Genomic DNA, 17,239 nt, shown 5'->3' on the forward strand with positions numbered 1-17,239 from the left:
TTTTCCGGACGCGCTCATCCCTTAACAGAGCCGGCCGATACCCCTCCGACAATGTATTTCTGTCCCAGTACAAATACCAGAAGGACCGGTGCGAGCGTCAGTATAATGTCTGCAGCAACCAGGTTCCAGGAGTTTTCGAATGCGCCAAAGAAGTTATAGACTGCCAGTGTCATCGGCCATTTTTTTGAATTGTTCAGATAATACAAAGGCATGGTGAAATCGTTCCACACCGCCATAAAATCCAGAACAAACAGTGTTGACACAATGGGCTTTAGCAACGGAGCAATTACTTTGACAAAAAGCTGCCACGGCTTGCACCCGTCAATTACAGCCGCTTCATCAATTTCTCTCGGAATCGTCTCTACAAACCCGTAAGCCAGGAACAAGCTCAGCGGAATATTAATGGCGGCATAAAGCAGTATAATTCCAATTCTTGTATTCACGATATGGAATGACTGCATAACCTTCATAAGTGCAACATTGTTAATCGGCATCGCAATACCTGAAATGATGAAATAATAAAGAAAACGGTTAACACCTTTATTGTTTCTCGAAATCACGAACGCAGCAGCACCTACAACAACAACGATGATGACTACACTACAAGTGGAATATAAAAAACCATTGAGAAATGCGGACACCAGCTTCCCCTGTTCTATGACGGTCGCATAATTTTCAAACACCCACTTTGTCGGCAGAGAAAGAGTCATCCTGTTTGCTTCAGCAGAGGTCTTAAACGAGTTCAGGAATAAAACTACAAGCGGTATAATCACCACAAGGCTGATAAAAACCGATACAATATTACCGATTAGATGTCCAACAATCTTACCTGTTTTTCCCATCAGACTTCCACCTCCTTATTTTCCATTGACTTGATAATAAAATACAAGAGGGCTAGCACAATGAAGAACAATACACTCGAAAGTGTGGTTCCCATGGCCAGATCTCCTTTGGAAAACTCTTTATACACAGCAGTGTTAATTACACCGGTGGCATTTCCGGGTCCGCCATTGGTCAGCGAATAAATCATATCAAATACACGAAGCCCATAGGTCACATTTAATACAGTCACATTGACAAGCACAGGTTTTAAAAGCGGCAGAGTAATGCAGCGCAGTTTCTGAAAGAAGCTGGCACCGTCAATACTGGCGGCCTCGTAATATTCCGGTGATATGGACATCAGCCCCGCAATGACTACCACCATAATGTACCCCATACCTTTCCAGGTATCTACTGTCATAACGGTAGGAAAAACCAGATGTAGGTCCGTAAGCCAGTTTTTTGCCAGCGCGCCAAGACCGATTTTACGAAGAAAATCATTTAAAAACCCTGTGGTCGGATGAAGCATACTCTTAAATACCAGGCCCACCACCAAATATGACATTACCTGTGGGGAAAAGATAATCATGCGATGTAGATTCTTACCTTTAATAAATTTCTGCGTCAGCAGCAATGCGAGTGCAAGACCAAGGACTGTCTTCATCGCAGTCGTGACCACCGTAAAGAGAACCGTGTTGCCTATATATTTTAGATATTCTGAATTACCAGTAAAAATCGCCTTGTAATTCTTAAGACCCACGAAATGTATTTCGTCAGTAAAATTATTCCAGTCGGTGAAGGAATAGGCGATACCAAGAATTCCCGGAAGGAAGCACAGCAAAAAAAACAGAAGTGCTGCACCACTGGCAAAGTACCAGGGATATAATTTCTTTTTATTCATTTTCTCACCTCCAGATTATATGGCGATTCGTCAGTGCGAATCGCAAAAAAGGTGCCCCATAAAATACTTCTTTAGACGAGGCACCTTCCTGTTCATCAGACTGTTATTTTGTCCATGCCGGATCTTTTTGAAGCTCAGCCTGCTCCGTACGCCTATTCATAATTGTATCCAGAACGTCTTTCGGCTTCATGGCCCCGGTATACATGGATTCCAGATCTTTACCGACATCCATCCACTGACTGTCTATATAGTTGACAGACGTCTGAACCACATTTTCCTTTTTCAGTGAATCCAGAAATGCCTGATCCTCTTCTGAATATTTGCTCTTGATTTCCGGCCAGCATAATGCACTTATTTCAGGTTGTCCATCCAGACGTTTCTGCAGATTCTCCGGTTTTGCAAGAAACTCAAAGAATTGCTTTGCTTCCTCAACATGTTTGCTGTCTTTATTGATAAAGTAGGCATTGCTTGCAGGATTTACACCGACGGTCTGATTATCTCCCCAGGGCATTACAAACGCTTCCAGTTTTTCTGTCGCCTTGAAATCAGGATAATCCGACTCTATCTCACCGCGGAATCCAAGTTCCCCTATTGTCATTGCGCAACTCTCCGTAGCCATGGCTTCCTTGGCATTTTCCCATGCATTGCTCAGATAATCATCACCAAAATACCCGGCTTTCGCACACTCATCCAGTTCATCTAGAATTGTCAGCAACGATGGAATCTGATCTAAATCCGTTTCATTCTTATTGAGTTTTTCATATATATCCGGATCCTGCTCCAGCCACAGACCGCCAGTCTCAAATAGAGGCAGAACCTGATGCCATCCATTCGTAGTAGCTTCAAAAATCGGAGTCGTGCCGGAATTCTGAATTTTCTGGCATACATCTTTAAACTCTTCGTATGTCGTCGGAACTTCCAGATTTAACTTACTGAAAATGTCTTTGTTATAGAGGTAAAAGTACATCTTGGCCCCGGGAAATGTAATACCATACACTTTGTCATCCACAGAAACAGCAGAACGTGCACTCTCCTCCAAACGACCTGTCCAATCCTGATCGGTGAGATCTACACAATACTGATCTACATGTAGACTGGAAGCTAGGCCGACAGGAGTATCCGCACAGATAATATCAGGGGCTTCACCCGAATCCAGTTTCACTTTCACTAAGTCTCTCCACTGTGCATCTGGGGAGATCTGGAAATCAATCTTGATACCCGTCTCCTTTTCAAACTCCTTTGCCAGTTCCTGCACAACTCCTGAATTGGGAAGTCCACTCTGGTGACTTCCGAAAGTGAGGGTTACATTCTTTTTCCCACTTTCACCTTTCCCACTGTCTTTTCCTGATCCCGATCCGCATCCGGCAAGTAAGCCAGCTGTCATTGCCGCCGCCAGCGACAGGCCGAGAATTTTTTTCAAATTCTTTTTCACCATCATTTTGCTCCTTTTATTGATTGGCTTGTAATTTTCACCTGTATTTTATCGATAAAATAACTATAAATTTATTATATCACGTCACTTATACACACAAAATAGACAATTCAGAACACAGAACTGCACTTTTCTGAACACACATAATTGCATTTTTTTAACAAAATGGTATAATAGTTCCACGAAAGGAGGTGCATGAACTATAAAAAAATCGAAATATTATTCTCAAAAAATGTACCTTTTTGTAATTTACGGAACTTTTATTTTGATTTTACTCGGTATATTCTTCATCTTTACCTATAGACACTATCAGAAGAACACATTGGAGGAAAACTCACGGGATTTGGAAAATGTATGTTCCTCTGTCGGAAATTCTGTCGAAACACAGTTAGATAATCTTTCTTCGATCTCCATGAACCTGGTATGTTCTAAAGCAATCAGAACCAATTTCAGGGAATTTTCAGATCTGTACCAGAACAGCGATACTTCTCCATCGGATCTGGTCGCTTCTCAGAAGAAAGCTCGGGAAATACATGACATTATTACCTCAATGATTGGTGCCTACCAGAACGCATCGGCAATCAATCTTTATACACTGGATGGCTCCTATGTGGAATCCGGGTATTTTGAACTCACCGATGCTGTAAATCTTGCCAAGCAGCCCTGGTATACACCAGTTATGAAACTTAACGGACATAAATATATCAGCAATCCCACTGTGCATATGGATCTCCCGGCACAAGGAGACAATCAGCATGCTCAGAAGTTTATTTCTATCGTTCGCCTGTTTCTGGACTCCAACAGCCAGCCGGAGGGAATTGTGGAAGTTATTCAGGATTGCGGGAAAATTTTTTCACTTACCTCCCGGCTAGAAAGTCAAAATCCCGGCACTAGTGTATATATCTACAACTCCCGGCACGAACTGGTCTATCCGTATCAGAGTCAGGCTCCAACAGTAAATTTTTATACACTGATCGCAGATAAACATGCGCATGAAAAAGCGAGCCGGATTGTCGCCACTGATGATGGACAGCAGCTATTGTCCACATATCAGGAAATTCCGGATTATGACTGGACCGTAGTACTCACAAAACCAAGAGCGTCTGTCTATGACTCTCTGAACAATTTCCGTTTATTTTTTGGGCTGATTGGTTCCCTGTCCATTCTTCTCACCCTGTTCATCTGTTTTTACATATCGGAGCGTCTGACAGCACCACTGCAGAAACTGACCAATGCTACGGGTAAAATTACTATCGATCGGGTACTGGATGAAAAAAAGGTCAATCTGACCAGTGCAGACAGCAATATAAAGGAAATCTCACAGCTTTGTGAGTCCATCCGGAACATGTATGAAAAGCTGCGTTCCACTTCTCAGGAAGCGCTTTTATCTCGCTCCGAGGAGACCAGGGCCAAGCTGCAGGCAACACAGTTTGTGATCAATCCACACTTTCTCTATAATTGTCTGACTAACATCAGTGTCATGGCGGAGGAGTCTATGAATGCAGATATTATCCACATGTGTGAATCGCTCTGTGACTATTTCCGATATATTTCCTCTTCGCGGGATATGTTTGTAACGCTCGATGAAGAAATATTCTACACACGTTGTTATCTGGAATGTATGCAGATGCGCTATTCCTCTGAACTGGAATACACCCTTGATATTGCAGAGAAAACCAGACAGTATTATATTCCCAAGCTGATCATACAGCCCTTCGTGGAAAATTCCTTTAAATATGCGTTCAACATCGCACCACCCTGGAAGCTTCAAATCTCATCCTCCAGAGAAGGTAACAACTGGATTCTTCGGGTTCAGGATAATGGCGGGACTCTAAGTAATGAAAAAAAGCAGGAATTGATGGACTTGTACAAAAAATTAGATATGAATAAAGAACTAAAGTCCATGCAGGTTGGAGGAATGGGGCTTAAAAATGTCTATCTCAGACTAAAACTTCTATACGGAGACAAAGCCATATTCAAGATTGAAAATACCCTGCCGCAGAGGACGATATTTATTTTTGGCGGTCCGATTATGACTGAACCACCGCACAGCTTTTTAATTTCTCAGAATACTGATACAGGAATGACAGGAGGATAATCAAATGAACCAAAGCTATAATTACCTTGTCGCGGAAGACGAGAGTCTGATCCGGCGGAACCTGATAAAAAAGATTGCCTCTTTGGATCTTCCCCTTCATTTGGCGGGAGAAGCATCCAATGGCATGGATGCCATACTTCTGGCCGATAAGTTCTGCCCGGAACTTGTCATCACCGACATCCGGATGCCTCAGTGTGACGGTCTGGAGGTAGCTGCATATCTCCAGAGAAATCATCCGGATGTCAAAATAATCATTATCAGTGGGTTCGATGATTTCTCTTATGCACAGTCTGCAATTCGATATGGCGTAAAAGACTATTTGCTGAAACCCATTAAACTGGAGACCCTTTCTGAGTCATTACATAAGCTGCTGATTACAGTGCAGAAAGAATCTGAAGATCTGGAAGCCTACTCCACAGACAGCAGCAGCCTAGACCAGGAATCTATCTGCAAACTGATGGAGAAGTATCTGCAGGAAAACTATTGCAATGATATTTCCTTTCAAGTCCTGAGTGACCGTTTTGGTTTTACTCCTGAATATCTTACCAAAAACTTCAAGAAATACACAGGAGAAACTCCATCCAAGTATCTGACCAGATTAAGGATGAACGAGGCAAAACATCTGCTCCTGGGAAATCCGGAACTTGAAATACAGAAAATCGGGGAACTTGTCGGCTATAAGGATGCCTTCTACTTCAGCCGTGCCTTCAAAAGTTATACTGGAATGCGGCCCAGTGAATTCCGCAGTAATTTCAAAGTAAAAGGCAATCCTACTTCAATTGACACTTAGGGCTTCTTTTCCTTATCCTCAACTAAGTATAATGGAACTCCGTTTTTTGAAATGCCTGTAAGAAGCACTTACAATTTACACTATCATTTTACTGTTAAACCTTTACAATTTCGCAAGTCCATGATATTGTATAGATAAAGAAATAACCATCCAAGGCGATTTAGCCTAGTTAAGTAGAAGATCCACCCAACTCGTCAAAGTTTAGGGGGTGGATTTTCTATGTATCTAATGACTAATCATATACATCCAGTAGATGTCATTTCTTGTTTGAGTCTAACATATAATATTCGAAATGACAACTAGTAAATGTCAATTTGGAGGATATTATGTTTAAGAATCTATCTAAAGATGGTAAACGAAATATATGTGGGAAGAAAATTAGAGAAATAAGAAAGAATCTTCCTAAGAAAACCTCACAAAACTATTTATCATCTATGTTGCAGATAAACGGCCTGGATATCGATAAAAATGCAATTCAGCAAATCGAAAGCGGTCAGAGATTTGTTACTGATATCGAATTGAAGGCAATTGCAAAAGCCCTAGATGTAAGCTATGAAGAGCTGCTGGATTATGATGAATAATCTATTCGCAATCAATATTTGAATCTATATGTAAGTGCTTCAAAAGATGACGTCGTGTAATTCTACCGCAATGCTGCTATCTAAACCTATCATTTCTTGAGGCATTTTTTATGCTTATGAATCAACCTACATTCTTCTGGCAATTCTTTTGACCAGGGCAGGTATTTATCCAGTATCTCTGGATGATTCAGATAGTCGTTATTGGGCATGCTTTCCAGGATGTATTTCAGGTATTCATAAACATCCAGATCATTGGCCCTGGCGGACTCTACTAATGTATAGAGAACGGCATTGGCCGTTGCACCTTTAGGTGTGTCTGCAAAAAGCCATGCACGTCTTGCTGTGGCAAAAGGTTTTATATTTGCCTCGCATAAATTATTCGAGATTGGCAGCCTGCCATCTTCTAAAAATGTTTCTAGATATTTTTTCTGGTTTTTAGAGTATCCCAGCGCAGTTGTCAGTTTTTCATTCGTAGTAGAAAGAGCCGCTGTTTCTTCCACTCACGACCAAAAGGCATCAAGGATGGGACGTGACGCATCCTGACGCTTCTGTTTCTTTTCTTCATAAGGCAGATCCTTAATCTCTTTCTCAACTTTAAAGAGAAGATTGATGAACTCCCTGCCTTCCGCTCCCTTGGACCCGGGGATTTCCTTCCCTTGATTATCCAACGGGATGCTTTCTATATAGTAACGCCGGCAATGGGACCAGCATAAATTTCTTTTGATGTCTTCCACCTTTTCATACCCTATGTATGCATCCGTGGTCAGATATCCGTGAAATCCCCCTAATAGGTCTTTTGCAACGTCACCGCTTCTGGTGCGGGAGTAATGGAAGAAGGCGGCCTGAATGTCTTCACAGGCACCGCTGCGAATTACCCACATATAGGACTCGCTGCTTGCCTTTTTCCCCATTTCCTTATTACACTGGATTCGGGTTTCGTCCATGTGCAGGATCTGGCAGTTCAACAGCACCTCATGAATCCTGTTATAAATGGGGGTCAGCCATTCCTCGCTGCAGCGAATGGTCCAATTGGCCATGTTTCCTCTTGGCAACACCAATCCCATCCGATACCAGTCCTTCTCCTGGCGGGCAAACGGCTCGAGGGTCAGAAGACACCTTTACCAGAAACAAGCGCTGTATCAAAGACAAAGGATTGGGGTGATGATAAAGACCTGCTGGGATGGTTGAATTCTCTGGGACGTTGAATTATGTAAAGGGAAGAGGATTGAAAGACCTTATTTATTAGGAATATCCTCCTTCCCTTGTCATAATATCTTGCTTGTCATTATGGATATTATGTAAAGCTTGTCATAATATGCACTGTATTGTTTCTGGTGGAGGGTTGACCGTAAACCACAAGCTTCGAAAATCCAAGAGCAAGTTTTTTATTCCGGTAAAGGTATTGCGTGATAAATTCAAAGGAAAATATCTCGCACTTCTAGAAATATACCATAACAGCGGAAAACTTTCTTTTTCTTCTTCCTGTAAGAAACTTCAGAATTCTTACCACTGGAAGGAATGGAAAAATCATCTTTATGAAAAAGACTGGTGTCCCTATATTAAGGAGACCTTTAACGGTTTTGGCAATGCGATTGAATACCTGGGAAAATACACACATAAGATTGCCATATCAAACAGCAGAATCTTATCTGTCACACCGACAAAAACAACCTTTTCTGCAAGAGGGAAAAGGCCAGATGAACCCAATCGTGAAATCATTCTGCAAAACACGGAATTCATTCGTCGCTTTTTGATGCATGTGCTGCCATCTGGATTTCAGAAGATCCGCTATTATGGATTTCTGAATAAACGGATGAAAACCAGAAATCTGAAAATCCTCTTTAAGCTCCAGGGATGTCAGAGATTTAAGCGACGATATATTGGGTTATCCATGACCGAATTATTAAAAACTGTCTGGAACTTTGATATTTGCCTCTGCCCTAAATGTGGATTCAGATCCATGAAACAGCTCGGAAGGAGGAACTATGCCGCTTCTTGGTAAATCTTTGCTTTTATCATATTTTTTTCAAAAGACCTCCTGGTGGAAGGTCTGCGAAGCATGCCCAAAAATATTTTTTGAGCTAAACATACCTGTGCTTCTTTGGTTTTTACACCCATTTTCCTAGATTGGAGGTTCTGAAAAAAGATACTATCCCCATATACCTCATCGGCTAAGTTACCGCGAACTTGGTACAATCGTGAAGAATCATATTTAGAGCAATTAGAGTTTAATCTCTGACTGCTCTTTTTGATTGCTCAAAATATGATACTTCACTAAAAGATTATAACATGTAATCAGCTTTCATTGGCAGATGTTTTTTCAAATTGTCAGGATATTTATGAATCTGATAAAGCTGAATTTCTGTCTCTTCTTCAATTAAACATTGATCTTGATGAAATTATTCCTGATTCCTTCCGGAATCACTTCTATGCATCTACGGGCAGAACCCGCAAATGCCCTTTACATGCCTTTTTATGGGCACTTATTATTCAGCGGATTTTTTCCATTCCTACTGATTCCTTACTTCTTGTTTTTCTCAAGTATTCCAGACATTTGCGCGAATTCTGCGGATTTACCAAAGTTCCTGATGCTTCAAAAATTACTCGTTTTAAGCAGGATTTTCTGGTAGATTTACAGCTTGTTTTTGAGAACCTTGTAGATATTACCGAGCCAATCTGCCAAGCAATTGACTCTTCAAAAGCAGATATGACAATCTTTGATTCCTCTGGTATGGAAGCTTGGGTAAATGAAAACAATCCGAAGTTTGCTAATCGAATTATCAAACAACTAAAAGCCTATGCCAAAGCGAATCATTTTGATTCCAACTATGATCCATACAAGGCTGCTTATGGTTCCACGCCCACACACGCATCTGCTAATGATCAGATTAAACAACTCTATGTTGATGGTCACTTCTGCTATGCCTATAAAATAGGCATTGTTACAAATGGGCTTGGTATTGTTCGGCATCTTGATTTTTATAATAAGGATTTCCTGAATGCCCATCCCGAGCTTGTGCCTAATAAGAAATCTGATTCGCCAGATGAAGACAAGTCCATCCCTGTCTTCCTGTGAGATACTGATGCCTTATAAGCCTTACGTCTACTGCCTTAACCCTAAGGCTACTGCGAATTATCGCAAGTCTTATGTGGCTATGGAGAAAACAGATCCCCTTCCCCTTGATGCATATCTGATTGCAGATTTCGCAAGGGTCGGGCGTACCAAAAAATGTGAGCCATGGCGAGGTAGTCAGTTCCTGGCTCTCAAAAGACTGACCAGACATCGGCTTCATCTGGCTGAATGCATCACCAGAGAAAAGACCCACATGGTTTCCAACCTCTACTTAAAATTCAGCGAGCTACAGCTTTTAGATGATGGCAGCCAGCCATTCAGTAACATTTATGGAACGACTGCCTCCGCTGTCCTGACAGAATTTATGTCTTTGCAGGACATCATTGACACTCCGGAAGAAGAGCTACTGCAGTTCCTCGCAAAGAAGAGCAGGAACCGTATCACAGATATCTCCAGAACCTCGAACCTTTTAAAGAAGGCAGCCAGAGATTCTTATCGTCTGGACAAGTGCATGTATGAGCCGCTAAATGTGTCACTGGCAAGTTCATTCAACTGCATCCAGACTTATCATAAGGAAATCAAGCTGATGGATCAGGCCATCGAGAGATGCATCAATGGAATGAATCCAAATGCATTTACCATCCTGAAATCCATCCCCGGCATATGCCCGGTCGGCTTCCGGAATGATTGCTGAAATCGGTGATATCTCTGCTTTTCATTCATCCGACGCACTTGCCAAGTACGCAGGACTGACATGGCCGAAAAGTGATTCCGGTGACTTTACCTCTGAGGATAACCATATCTCAAAAGCAGGTAATACCTATCTGCGCTACTACTTAGGCGAAGCCGCTAACAGCGTCAGGCGTCATATGCCTGAATATAGCGAATACTATCTTAAAAAGTATTCTGAAGTAACTAAGCATCAACACAAAAGAGCACTCGCGCTTACATCACGTAAACTCGTACGCCTCGTTTTTGGATTGCTGGCCAAAAACCAACTGTACACCGGCGAGAAGTTGGACGCCGAACTGAATATCGTTTCGAACTAATGTTTGGAATGGCTGGATTTTTTCCATACGTCTATTAAGTGCACCCATTTTTAACCTAAACATCTCGAAATCTTTTTTAAATAGTTCTTGACATATCACCAGAATGCTTAACGCAAAAGGTAGTGTCAAATTACTACCCTGTTTTATTGTTATATACCTTGATTTTATGGGAGTTTGCAATAAAAAGAGCAATGTCCTCCCTTTTTTGGTATAATGTCCTCGACTAAAAATCCAAAATACCAGAAAAGATTTCATTGCTCATGGACATTATACTTTATTTACTTACTTTATTCAATACCAACAGAAACAAATTTGCTGGCTGTAAATTAAAAAAGTAAATTCTACTCTGGTTATCCTAACTGGAGTTTAGTCTTTCACATGTGGAGTTAACCCTTTCACATCCAATTTCTACGAGTATTTGATATTCCCTTAATTCTGTAGTATTCCGATATCTGTTGTTCTGACGGCATGGAGGTACACTATGTCGAAATCAATACCCGGTAATCAGAAACATCTGACCTTTGAGGACAGACAGTACATTGAAGACACACTGAATCAGCGTACATCGTTCAAAGATATCTCGAGGTTTCTCTGTAAGGATCCTACAACGATTTCCAAGGAGATCAGAAAACATCGTTCTCAGAATACCTGGAACAGAGGGAGTTTTAACAACCCTTATAACTTCTGTATCCATCGGTTTCGCTGTAAGAAAACAAATGCATGCCAAAAGGTGATTATCTGCGACAAGCATTGCAGATCCTGCCATAAATGCAATCAGGTCTGCCTGCGATTTGAACGGGAATCCTGCACCCGTCTTTTACATGCTCCTTATGTCTGCAATGGATGCAGTAAGAGAAAAAATCTCTGTTCCATCCCAACGAAATATAATTATAATGCCCGTACTGCTCAAAGGGAGTATGAAGAACTTCTGGAAGGCGCATGATCCGGAATCAATCTTACACGCTCAGAGCTTCATAGAATTGATTCTGTCGCTGCTCCGCTGATTGCACAGGGACAGTCACCTTATATTATTGTAACAAATCATCCGGAACTGGGTCTGTCTGTAAAAACACTTTATAACTACATTGACCAGGGGATCCTTCTTTCTCGGAATATCGATTTAAAACGCCAGGTGAAATATAAAGCCCGTAAATGCCATAAAACACAGATTGTAAATCGTGAGGTATTTCAAGGACGAACCTATTCGGATTTTAAAGTTCTGGGGCTGTCTCTTGGCGGGTTCGTTGAAATGGATACCGTATTATCAGCCCGAGGCTCTGACAAATGCATTCACACACTGTATTTCCCGGATATAGAACTATTGCTGGCACATCGTATGGACCGATCTCCGGGAGCTGTGCGGCTTGTATTTGAGCATTTGCAGGCTTCTCTGGGAGATGCCTATGAATTCCAGTCTCTGTTCCCCTGCCTGTTGACCGACCGGGGCAAAGAGTTCGGAGATCCGGACGGATTGGAAACGGATCCGGAAGGGTTTCAGAGAACCAGCATTTATTACTGTGATCCCATGAGAAGCAACCAGAAAGGCGGAATTGAGAATGTACATACCATGCTTCGAATGATTCTGCCAAAAGGCACTTTGTTTGAATCACTGACCCAATGGGATCTCAACAGGGTTGTGAACCATATCAACTCTGCTCCAAGGAAAAATCTGGGAGACCAAACGCCATATGAACTGGCATTAAAAAAATATGGCCCCGAAGTACTCGGGGCCCTGCAACTAAAACTCATCCCACCCGATGAGGTGATCTTATCACCTAAGCTGCTGAAACACTAGAACCAATAAGAAAAACCGCTGTCAGGACAGACAAATCTTAAATTTAAAGCAGGACCTGTGGAATTAACTTTTTCATACACCAAATCCATAGGTCTTGTTTGCCATACCCAAAAACAGGAAGTTTCTCAAATCTTAGGATCATTATAACATCATTTAAGGGGTTTGTCTTAAGAAACTTATAAAAACTCAAGGTTTTTAGAGGGGGTGTGGAATTTAGTTCTGCATACGGAATTTACTTTTTCAATTCAGGAATGTGAAATTTATTTTATTATATATTTTAATATGTTTTCAAAAAATCCATATATAGTCTACGAAGAAGATATTAAAAAAGGGATCTAATGTTATTAATTCTCAACTCAGTGTGTAAACCTCTGGTTTAGTGTCTTACGGCGTATCTACCGATCCTTTTACAACCCCACTCACCTCATCCGCAATATTACTGCCCGTCCACTTGTGCTGTTTCCGTAGAGGCTCCAAACATCTTTTTCCGTGCATGAAGAAACTGCCGCTTCAAGATTTTTCAATCTCTAAAGCGACAGCCCCTTTTGCGTTATAAGGCCTTTTACCTTGTAATTTTCTCTGTTTGCTTACCAGTTCTACGATACATATCAGGCGATACCCCTTCATATTTCTTAAAAACTTTTGAAAAATAAGTACTGTTCTCAAATCCAAGTGCATCTGATACTTCGTATACCATCTCCCCCTTCTTTAAAAGTTCCTTAGATGTTTCAATTTTCTTTATATTGGTATACTCAATAAAATTCTGTCCAATTTCTTTCTTAAATATAGTACTTAAATAAGCCGCCGATACCCCAATATTTTTTGCAGCATCTGAAAGTTGTATCTGCTGATATAAATGCTCATGTATATAATCAAACGCCCTCTTTAAAATATCAGAATGAGAACATTTATATTGAACAAAAAAATACTTGAAAAATTCATCTTCGAAGTCTAGAAGCCATTCTTCAATTTTTGATAAGCTATTCATCATCATTATCTTTTGATAGTGACAATTATCTCCATTAACATAAATCTCTTCAATCGCACCGTCTATATTCTGTGCCGTAATAGAAAAGATTCCAAGTATATCCATAAAGATACGCCGAAGGACATTGACACTGGTATAGTGTGTATCTCTTATTAGCGAAAAGACATCATGAATACAAGTACTGCTTTCTTTTTGTTTGAACTCATCGACTTCTTTTCTAAGATTATTAATCAAATCTATCATCCCTTTTGGGCTATGCTCGCTTATATTCAATTTACCAGTAAGTCTCCATAGGAATTTTCTATCATCATAATAACAAAGAGCATGAATCTGCTCAACAAGAACCAGGTTATCAAATAATTTCTGAGTATCATTGATTACATGATCGACATACCCCATATAAACATTAACATGAAACAAATCCTCCAGGAAACGACGCCATCGCTCCATAAATAAATTCCCATATATAACAGGAAATAAAAAGAAACAACTTTGAGAGTCTTTTTGAATAATCACAGCATCAACCTGATTGCTACTCAAAAACTCTTCAGATTTCAGTTCTAAACTATTACCTATGAAGTTATCCTCTATTTGTAATTGTACAAATAACAGTAGCTTATAAGAGCAATTGATTGAAAATATATGCTTACCCTCATTCAACAAGTCCTCATACTTAATTTTAGTAACAACAGCTCCCTCTCTTTCCTCTTCTGAGTCATTATGTACTAATTCCTTGATACATTTCTTTAATGATAATAGCAACTCACCTTGAGAGAGATTCAGTTTTCTCAAATAATCATATGCGCCTAATTTCAAAGCATCTTTTACTTTATCAAATTCCTCATTACAGCTAATAATTATAACACGATGTTCATAATGGTAGTTATTCATCTGCTTTAATATTTGCATGCCATCAACTTTAGGAATATTCAGGTCCAATAGTATAATTTCCGGGCATTCACTGTCAATCGTCCTCAATGCTTCTTCTCCATCCTTAGCATCCTCTAATAATTCTAATCCAAGTGACTCCCAATCTATTAACTGCCTAAGACCTATCCGTGATAAAATTTCATCTTCTACAATCAAAACCTTCATATTAATGATCTCCTTCCCTTTCCTTTCGGAACTCGAATCCATATCTCAAACCCATTTGTAACCTTTTCATTGAAAATCAATCCATACTGATCTCCATATAACATTTTAAGGCGTGCATTTACATTTGACAATCCAATTCCGGTAAAAGCGCTTTTATTTCTAGTAGGAGTCGTTAATATCTGATCTATTTTTTCTTTGTCAGCAGAGTTTCCATTGTTAAAAATAGAAATCATAAAATCATTTTCATATTCTATTCCAGACAGGATAATCTGTCCGCCTTTCATGCCCTTCACACCATGTAATATTGCATTCTCTAATATTGGCTGAAGTGTAAAAGCAGGGATTTCATAAAAATAGAGATTGCTTGGTAAAACATCATAATACTGAAAACTGTCCCCAAATCTGAACTGCATAATTTCAACATAAGAGAGAACAATAGAAACTTCTCTTCCTACAGTTGTCATCCCATCCTTATTAGAATAAACCGCATGTAAAATATTTCCCAGCGCTGTCAATGCTCTTTCCGTATCTTTTTCATTTCTTTCCCTTGACATAATTCGAATAGAATTAACCGTATTAAAAATAAAATGCGGTGAGATTTGAGACATCAGCATTTCATAATGAGCTTTCTCTTTCATTCTGCTTTCCTCCTTCACTTTTTCAAGTAGTTCCTTGACCCTTTTGGAGGCATTATTATAACTTCGTATAAATATATTTATTTCGAGAAAAGTGCGTTTTGGAATATTAATATCATGAACGACATTTTCAGAATCTTCGATTTGCATAGCAACGTTTCTGATTGGGTCTGATAATTTTTTTGATAAATGAATTAAAATTATAATTGTCAACGGGATCAAAAGTAAGATCATCTTCATAATTCTATTATTAACTAAGTCGCTTTCAGCAAAGATCACCTCATTAGGAGCGGTATAAACCAGAAAATTATTTGAATTTTCCAGCTTGATAATATTAAAATAAAGATCCCCCGAAACAGATCCGCTAGTCTCACCTTTTTTAAATCTATTAAGTATTTTATCAAGTATATCACTGACATTTTCTATTCCTTGATTATAAACTAATTGAACTTTGTTTTCATTGTTATAAAGATATAAAGAATTATCGTCTGATTGATACATTAGATCAGTAAATCTTCCCCAGATATTCGAGTCCGATAAACGAATTAATACAACCCCCAATTGCCTCCCAGAATAATCCCGGATGCTCCTGGCACTATATAAGGCATTTTGATTCTGAATGCTTATAACCCTCATCTCCTCAAAAGCTTTAGAAATACAGGAAGAATAAATCGGCTCTCTTCCATTACATATGGCCTGCTGATACCACTCGCATTTTTTATAATTTTCTGAGGATTTACTAATATTATACGACCCAACTAAATATCCTGAATCAGTAAGTATTGCTATTTTCCCGCCAACAGCATTTAATGTACTGCTTTCTATTTCCTGAATTTTGGCAGAGATATTTTCTCTCGCCTGGTAACCCTCAAATCCATCATTTTCTTCCTTGATTTCACGCAGATCATCTAAAACATCCCGATTGGTCATCATCATGCTGGAAACATAATTTGATACCTCAATCACCTGCTCAGCATTTTCCTTTATTTGTAACAACAGGGTTTGCTGTTGATTTATTTTACTTTCATAAATAGTTCTCTGAAGATAGATATTTAAAATCATCAACCCAACGCAAAGAGGGAGGATAATAAATCCCCCCAAATAAACGATCATCTGTGTACGTATACTTTTGTTACGCATTCTCTGTCACCCCTTAACAGCACCTGACGATAGACCTTCAACTAGATTATTTTGCACAAATGCAAAGAATATTAAAATCGGGATCAAGCTAATGATTACTGCTGCCATAAGCAATCCCCAGTCTATTGAGTATTGTCCTATAAAGTCTTTCATCCCCACTTGAATTGTCTTTTTCAGTGTTGTATTAATAAATATTGACGCATACATATATTCATCCCATGATGACATAAAACAAAACAGCGAAGTAACAAATAATCCAGGTTTTGCTACATAAAATATTACTGAAAAAAAGGATCGCAGCCTGCTACATCCATCTATCCTCGCTGCCTCTTCTAGTTCCCAGGGTATTGTCTTAAAAAAAGCACACGTATTCCATATTGCAAAAGGAAGTGTGAAAGAACAATACATTAATATCAGTCCTAAATAGCTGTCTATAAGATTCAATTGTTTCATTATAACATAATAAGGAATGCAGAGTAAAATTCCGGGAAACATTTTAGTCATAAGGATTACCATCTTGATATGTTCTCCTCCGACGATATAATATCTTGTAAATCCATACGCAGCCATGACAGACAATATCATGCAAATTCCCATGGTAACTAACGTGATAAATATACTATTTAAAAAATAACGTATAAAATTTGATTTAAAAATTACTTGGTTAAAATTACGAAGAGTAATATGAGTAGGAATAATCTGACCTGGATCATAAATCTGCTCTGAAGTCTTAAATGCAGTCATTAACACATAACTAAATGGAAATATCGATATCACTACCATGATAATTAAGAAAATATAAGCAGCTGCGGAAATGGTTTTTTCGCTATTAGATTTTGTCAT

General features: G+C 39.5%; 11 protein-coding genes and 5 pseudogenes. 8 read left to right on the forward strand and 8 right to left on the reverse strand.

What is annotated here, in order from left to right; all coding sequences use genetic code 11:
• Positions 1-14: 14 nt before the first annotated feature.
• From INP51_RS12750 to INP51_RS12760, 3 genes are all read right to left on the reverse strand, one after another.
• Positions 15-842: a carbohydrate ABC transporter permease gene (locus INP51_RS12750; protein ID WP_193735192.1), complete on the reverse strand. Its 828-nt coding sequence runs from the start codon at positions 840-842 to the stop codon at positions 15-17.
• The gene (locus INP51_RS12755; RefSeq protein WP_193735217.1) at positions 842-1,720 is read right to left on the reverse strand and encodes a carbohydrate ABC transporter permease; all 879 of its coding nucleotides are present in this window, start codon (positions 1,718-1,720) and stop codon (positions 842-844) included. Before INP51_RS12755 ends, INP51_RS12750 begins: the two co-directional genes overlap by 1 nt.
• A 103-nt stretch (positions 1,721-1,823) precedes the next feature.
• On the reverse strand, positions 1,824-3,158 hold the full coding sequence (locus INP51_RS12760) for an ABC transporter substrate-binding protein (protein ID WP_230406798.1): 1,335 nt from the start codon (positions 3,156-3,158) through the stop codon (positions 1,824-1,826).
• Between the two features lie 337 nt (positions 3,159-3,495).
• Between INP51_RS12760 and INP51_RS12765 the strand changes: the two genes are divergently transcribed.
• The 3 genes from INP51_RS12765 to INP51_RS12775 all read left to right on the forward strand — a co-directional run bounded on the left by INP51_RS12765 (position 3,496) and on the right by INP51_RS12775 (position 6,621).
• Complete coding sequence (locus INP51_RS12765; RefSeq protein ID WP_230406799.1) at positions 3,496-5,250, forward strand: cache domain-containing sensor histidine kinase; 1,755 nt, start codon at positions 3,496-3,498, stop codon at positions 5,248-5,250.
• 4 nt (positions 5,251-5,254) lie between these two features.
• On the forward strand, positions 5,255-6,040 hold the full coding sequence (locus tag INP51_RS12770) for a response regulator transcription factor (RefSeq protein ID WP_193735219.1): 786 nt from the start codon (positions 5,255-5,257) through the stop codon (positions 6,038-6,040).
• Between the two features lie 326 nt (positions 6,041-6,366).
• Positions 6,367-6,621 carry a helix-turn-helix domain-containing protein gene (locus INP51_RS12775; RefSeq protein WP_193735220.1) on the forward strand — a complete coding sequence of 85 codons (255 nt, stop codon included), beginning with the start codon at positions 6,367-6,369 and terminating at the stop codon, positions 6,619-6,621.
• Positions 6,622-6,710: 89 nt separating this feature from the next.
• Here INP51_RS12775 and INP51_RS16535 read toward each other — a convergent pair whose 3' ends face one another.
• Positions 6,711-6,980: a transposase domain-containing protein gene (locus tag INP51_RS16535; RefSeq protein WP_230406951.1), complete on the reverse strand. Its 270-nt coding sequence runs from the start codon at positions 6,978-6,980 to the stop codon at positions 6,711-6,713.
• A pseudogene (tnpC, locus tag INP51_RS12780) lies at positions 6,978-7,685 on the reverse strand (IS66 family transposase); the annotation flags it as partial. The gene INP51_RS16535 and the pseudogene tnpC, both read right to left, overlap by 3 nt.
• 203 nt (positions 7,686-7,888) lie before the next feature.
• Between tnpC and INP51_RS12785 the strand changes: the two are divergent.
• The 5 genes and pseudogenes from INP51_RS12785 to INP51_RS16610 all read left to right on the forward strand — a co-directional run.
• Positions 7,889-8,623 (forward strand): annotated as a pseudogene (locus tag INP51_RS12785) (IS91 family transposase); the annotation flags it as partial.
• Positions 8,624-8,902: 279 nt separating this feature from the next.
• A pseudogene (locus INP51_RS12790) lies at positions 8,903-9,682 on the forward strand (transposase); the annotation flags it as partial.
• Positions 9,683-9,776: 94 nt separating this feature from the next.
• Positions 9,777-10,388 (forward strand): IS110 family transposase, encoded by a 612-nt coding sequence (locus tag INP51_RS16205; RefSeq protein WP_230406952.1) that lies wholly within the window; start codon positions 9,777-9,779, stop codon positions 10,386-10,388.
• Positions 10,366-10,743 (forward strand): annotated as a pseudogene (locus INP51_RS16210) (transposase); the annotation flags it as partial. The gene INP51_RS16205 and the pseudogene INP51_RS16210, both read left to right, overlap by 23 nt.
• Positions 10,744-11,224: 481 nt before the next feature.
• Positions 11,225-12,538 (forward strand): annotated as a pseudogene (locus INP51_RS16610) (IS30 family transposase).
• 562 nt (positions 12,539-13,100) lie between these two features.
• Here INP51_RS16610 and INP51_RS12805 read toward each other — a convergent pair.
• Genes INP51_RS12805 through INP51_RS12815 form a run of 3 tightly spaced genes read right to left on the reverse strand, consistent with a single transcriptional unit; the run spans position 13,101 to position 17,239 of the window.
• Complete coding sequence (locus INP51_RS12805) at positions 13,101-14,621, reverse strand: response regulator (protein ID WP_193735221.1); 1,521 nt, start codon at positions 14,619-14,621, stop codon at positions 13,101-13,103.
• A complete protein-coding gene (locus INP51_RS12810) occupies positions 14,618-16,396 on the reverse strand; it encodes a sensor histidine kinase (RefSeq protein ID WP_193735222.1) in 1,779 nt (592 codons plus the stop codon). The genes INP51_RS12805 and INP51_RS12810 overlap by 4 nt, the downstream gene beginning before the upstream one ends.
• A 6-nt stretch (positions 16,397-16,402) precedes the next feature.
• Positions 16,403-17,239 (reverse strand): carbohydrate ABC transporter permease, encoded by an 837-nt coding sequence (locus tag INP51_RS12815; protein WP_193735223.1) that lies wholly within the window; start codon positions 17,237-17,239, stop codon positions 16,403-16,405.

The organism is Blautia liquoris (assembly GCF_015159595.1).
In the GTDB taxonomy this organism is placed as follows: domain Bacteria; phylum Bacillota; class Clostridia; order Lachnospirales; family Lachnospiraceae; genus Novisyntrophococcus; species Novisyntrophococcus liquoris.

What these genes read in the sequence shown, in the direction of transcription:
- INP51_RS12750 (WP_193735192.1), bottom strand. Translation starts at nt 842, where the DNA reads ATGGGAAAAACAGGTAAGATTGTTGGACATCTAATCGGTAATATTGTA.
- INP51_RS12755 (WP_193735217.1), bottom strand. Translation starts at nt 1,720, where the DNA reads ATGAATAAAAAGAAATTATATCCCTGGTACTTTGCCAGTGGTGCAGCA.
- INP51_RS12760 (WP_230406798.1), bottom strand. Translation starts at nt 3,158, where the DNA reads ATGATGGTGAAAAAGAATTTGAAAAAAATTCTCGGCCTGTCGCTGGCG.
- INP51_RS12770 (WP_193735219.1), top strand. Translation starts at nt 5,255, where the DNA reads ATGAACCAAAGCTATAATTACCTTGTCGCGGAAGACGAGAGTCTGATC.
- INP51_RS12775 (WP_193735220.1), top strand. Translation starts at nt 6,367, where the DNA reads ATGTTTAAGAATCTATCTAAAGATGGTAAACGAAATATATGTGGGAAG.
- INP51_RS16205 (WP_230406952.1), top strand. Translation starts at nt 9,777, where the DNA reads ATGGAGAAAACAGATCCCCTTCCCCTTGATGCATATCTGATTGCAGAT.
- INP51_RS12805 (WP_193735221.1), bottom strand. Translation starts at nt 14,621, where the DNA reads ATGAAGGTTTTGATTGTAGAAGATGAAATTTTATCACGGATAGGTCTT.
- INP51_RS12810 (WP_193735222.1), bottom strand. Translation starts at nt 16,396, where the DNA reads ATGCGTAACAAAAGTATACGTACACAGATGATCGTTTATTTGGGGGGA.
- INP51_RS12815 (WP_193735223.1), bottom strand. Translation starts at nt 17,239, where the DNA reads ATGACAAAATCTAATAGCGAAAAAACCATTTCCGCAGCTGCTTATATT.